This is a genomic window from Phenylobacterium sp., assembly GCF_037138395.1.
Lineage (GTDB): Bacteria > Pseudomonadota > Alphaproteobacteria > Caulobacterales > Caulobacteraceae > Phenylobacterium.
In genome coordinates, this window is sequence record NZ_JBAXIM010000201.1 from 1 (window position 1) to 3739 (window position 3739).

At 66.5% G+C, this 3739-nt stretch carries 4 protein-coding genes; all 4 read left to right on the forward strand.

Annotated elements, in window-relative coordinates; translation table 11 throughout:
* The first annotated feature begins 69 nt into the window (after nucleotides 1-69).
* A complete protein-coding gene (locus WCJ52_RS12155) occupies nucleotides 70-1722 on the forward strand; it encodes a nitrite/sulfite reductase (protein ID WP_336903573.1) in 1653 nt (550 codons plus the stop codon).
* Nucleotides 1706-2206, forward strand: a complete 501-nt coding sequence (locus WCJ52_RS12160; protein WP_336903574.1) for a DUF934 domain-containing protein — start codon at nucleotides 1706-1708, stop codon at nucleotides 2204-2206. Before WCJ52_RS12155 ends, WCJ52_RS12160 begins: the two co-directional genes overlap by 17 nt.
* A 1-nt stretch (nucleotide 2207) precedes the next feature.
* A complete protein-coding gene (locus tag WCJ52_RS12165) occupies nucleotides 2208-2945 on the forward strand; it encodes a phosphoadenylyl-sulfate reductase (RefSeq protein ID WP_336903575.1) in 738 nt (245 codons plus the stop codon).
* Between the two features lie 25 nt (nucleotides 2946-2970).
* A partial coding sequence (locus tag WCJ52_RS12170; RefSeq protein ID WP_336903576.1) for a ferredoxin--NADP reductase occupies nucleotides 2971-3739 on the forward strand: 769 nt, incomplete at its 3' end.

The following is a 3739-nucleotide window of genomic DNA, read 5'->3' on the forward strand; positions in this document are numbered from 1 at the left end:
GCGCCATGCGCATGGCGCTGCCCGATCCTCGGGTCGCGTCAACCTCATCCGCCGAAAGTAGGTCACAGCATGTACCGTTACGATGCCGTCGATCGCGCCGTGCTGGCGGACCGCGCCGCGGAATTCCGGGATCAGGTCCGACGCCGGCTCTCCGGCGAGCTTACCGAGGACCAGTTCAAGCCCCTCCGGCTTATGAATGGTCTCTACCTGCAGCTCCACGCCTACATGCTCAGGGTGGCGGTGCCGTACGGCTCCCTCGATCCGCGCCAGATGCGTGCGCTTGCCGACATCGCCCGTCGCTTTGACCGGGACTATGGACACTTCACCACCCGCACCAACATCCAGTTCAACTGGATCCGGCTGGCGGACGCTCCCGAAATTCTGGACGTGCTGGCGGCGGCGGACCTCCACGCCATCCAGACCAGCGGCAACTGCATCCGCAATGTCACGGCAGATCCCTATGCGGGAGCTGCGGCCGACGAACTGGAAGATCCCCGGGTTTGGTGCGAAGCCATCCGCCAGTGGTCGAGCCTGCATCCCGAGTTTTCCTTCCTGCCCCGGAAGTTCAAGATCGCAGTGACGGCCTCGCCGCATGACCGCACGGCTGCGAAGGTGCACGACATCGGCCTTCTCCTGCGTCGTGGCCGGGATGGCGCGACAGGGTTCGAGGTCATTGTTGGCGGCGGCATGGGCCGGACGCCCCATGTCGGGCCGACCCTGAAGGCCTTCCTGCCCTCTGACCGGCTGTTCTCCTACCTGGAGGCCGTTCTGCGGGTCTACAATCGGCATGGTCGCCGGGACAATATCTACAAGGCCCGGATCAAGATCCTGGTAGCGGCCTTGGGCGCGGAGGCCTTCGGCCGCGAGGTCGAGGCCGAATGGGAGAAGATCGGCTCTGGCGGCGACCTCCCCGGGTCAGAGATCGCCCGGATCCGCGACTCCTTCACCCGGCCGGAATTGGCAGACTCCCCGGCGCCGGGTGACTTCGAGGTCCGGCGGGCCGCTGAGCCCGCCTTCGCCCGCTTTGTTCGCAACAATCTCAAGGCGCACAAGCTGCCGGGCTATGCCATCGTCGACGTTTCCCTGAAGGGGTTTGGCGAGACGCCGGGCGACATCACCGCTGACCAGATGGATGTGGTCGCGGACCTGGCGGAACGCTTCGGGCTGGACGAAATCCGGTCAACCCACGAGCAGAACCTCGTCCTGCCCCACATCCGGCTTGCGGATGTCCACACGGTCTGGAAGGCCCTCGACGCCGCCAGACTGGCGACGCCGAACATAAACCTCATCAGCGACATCATCGCCTGTCCCGGCCTGGACTACTGTGCCCTGGCCAATGCCCGGGCGATCTGCGTCGCCCAGGACATCGCCCGGCGCTTCGAGGCGCCGGACCGGGCGGAGGCCATCGGCGAGCTGAAGATCAAGATCTCAGGCTGCATCAACGCCTGCGGGCATCACCATGTGGGCCACATTGGCATTCTCGGTGTCGATAAGAAGGGCGAGGAGTTCTATCAGCTCACCCTGGGCGGATCGGGAGCTGAAGACGCCGCCGTCGGGAAAATGCTCGGGCCGGCCCTGCCAATCGACCGGGTGACCGACGCCGTCGAGGCGATCGTGGACGCCTATCTCCTGCATCGAAAAGATGGCGAGCGCTTCCTGGATACCCTGCGCCGGACGGGCGACGCCCCCTTCAGGGAGGCCGTCTATGCCGATGCTCATTAGGTTATCGGACGGCGTGTTCTCCCAGGTCCAGGACGACTTCGTCCGCCTTGGGGATGATGAGCCGGTGGCGGGCGGCGATGTCATCGTCAGCCTCTTCCGCTTGCTCTCGGGCGACTTGGTCAGGGCTGGCGGCGGACGACTTGGGGTTTGGCTCGAGCCGGAGGACGAGGTCGAGGCTCTGGCTGGCCGGTTGGACCAGGTCGACCTGGTGGCCCTGGCCTTCCCGAAGTTCCGCGATGGTCGCGCCTTCACTTCCGCCCGCCTGCTGAGGGAACGCCTGGGCTTTGCTGGCGAGGTTCGGGCCGTCGGGGACGTCCTTCAGGACCAGGCTGGCTTCATGGTCCGCTGCGGCTTCGACGCCTTTTCGCCTGCGGACGGATCCACCGTCGAGGCGTGGGCCGCCGCAGCTGGCCGACATCGCCATGTCTACCAGAGGGCCGCTGACGGGCGCGCGCCGGCCTTTGCTGATCGGGGGAGTTTCTGAAATGGCCTATGACCCCGCCGAACTGCCTGACCTTGAGGCTCGCCTTGATGCGGAACTGAGACGCGCCGAGCCCGAAGCCATATTGGCCAGGGCTATCGAAGCCTTTCCGGGCTCCCTGGCCCTGGTGTCGTCCTTCGGGGCGGAGTCGGCTGTGCTCCTGCACATGGTCGGCAAGCTCCAGCCAGACCTGCCAATCCTCTTCCTCGACACCGGCATGCTGTTTGCTCAGACCCTCGACTATCGGCAGGCCCTGTCGAAGCGTCTCGGCCTGACCCAGGTCCGGGATCTCCGGCCCGCATTTGCGGACCTGGCGACCACCGATCCGGGGAGCGACCTCTGGCGGCGGGACACGGACACCTGCTGCGAGGTGCGCAAGGTCCTGCCCCTTGAGCGGGGTCTTGGGAATTTCGAGGCCTGGATCACCGGCCGCAAGCGCTTCCATGGCGGCGACCGCATGGCCCTGCCGGTGGTGGAGCGCGCCGATGGGCGCATCAAGTTCAACCCCCTGGCCAACTGGGACAAGGCCGCGCTCGAGGCCTACATGCAGGCGCATGGCCTGCCGGCGCACCCCCTGGTTGAACACGGCTATCCCTCGCTTGGGTGCTGGCCCTGCACCCAGCCGGTGGAGGCCGGGCAGGACGTCCGGGCCGGCCGTTGGGCGGGTTCCGAAAAGAGCGAATGCGGGATACACGTCGCCCGCGCGCCGGGGGCGGTGAACGACCTCGGCGGCGATATCTGATCCTGCGTTCCGCCCGGAAATCCTCGTGACCGACGCCCCTGCCGCGCCCCCAAAGAAATCAGGCGCCTTCGCCGAAGAGACCGTGACCTGGGTCCGTCACTGGACGGACAGGCTGTTCTCGTTCCGCACGACCCGTGACCCCGGATTTCGTTTCCAGAGTGGTCAATTCGTGATGGTCGGCCTCATGGTGGAGGGCAAGCCGCTGGTGCGGGCCTATTCCATCGCCAGCCCCTCCTGGCACGAGGAACTGGAGTTCTACTCGATCAAGGCCCCCAACGGCCCCCTGACCTCGCGGCTCTGCGACATCGAGGTTGGCCAGACGGTCCTGATCGGCCGCAAGCCCACCGGGACGCTGGTCCTCGATGGCCTGAAGCCGGGCCGGCGCCTCTACATGCTGGGGACGGGCACGGGCCTGGCCCCCTGGCTGTCCCTGGCCCGGGACCCGGATGTCTTCGAGCGCTTTGAGGACGTGGTCGTAACCCACACAGTCCGTGAGATTGCCGACCTCAACTACCGGGAACTCTTCGAGACGGAGCTTCCGAATGACGAGATCCTGGGCGAGCTCATCGGGCCCAAGCTGAAGTATTACCCCACCGTGACCCGGGAGCCCTTTCCGACCCGGGGGCGGATCACGGACCTGCTCGCCTCCGGCCAGATGTGCCGGGACCTCGGCTTGCCAGAGCTCGATCCGGCGGTCGACCGCCTCATGCTTTGCGGCGGACCCTCGGTCCTGAGCGACCTGAAGCCCCTCCTGGAGGCGCGCGGGTTTGTCGAAGGTTCCCTGGCGCAGCCTG

Excerpts from the sequence above, each read along its gene's own strand:
- WCJ52_RS12155 (WP_336903573.1), top strand. The coding sequence starts at position 70 with ATGTACCGTTACGATGCCGTCGATCGCGCCGTGCTGGCGGACCGCGCC.
- WCJ52_RS12165 (WP_336903575.1), top strand. The coding sequence starts at position 2,208 with ATGGCCTATGACCCCGCCGAACTGCCTGACCTTGAGGCTCGCCTTGAT.
- WCJ52_RS12160 (WP_336903574.1), top strand. The coding sequence starts at position 1,706 with ATGCCGATGCTCATTAGGTTATCGGACGGCGTGTTCTCCCAGGTCCAG.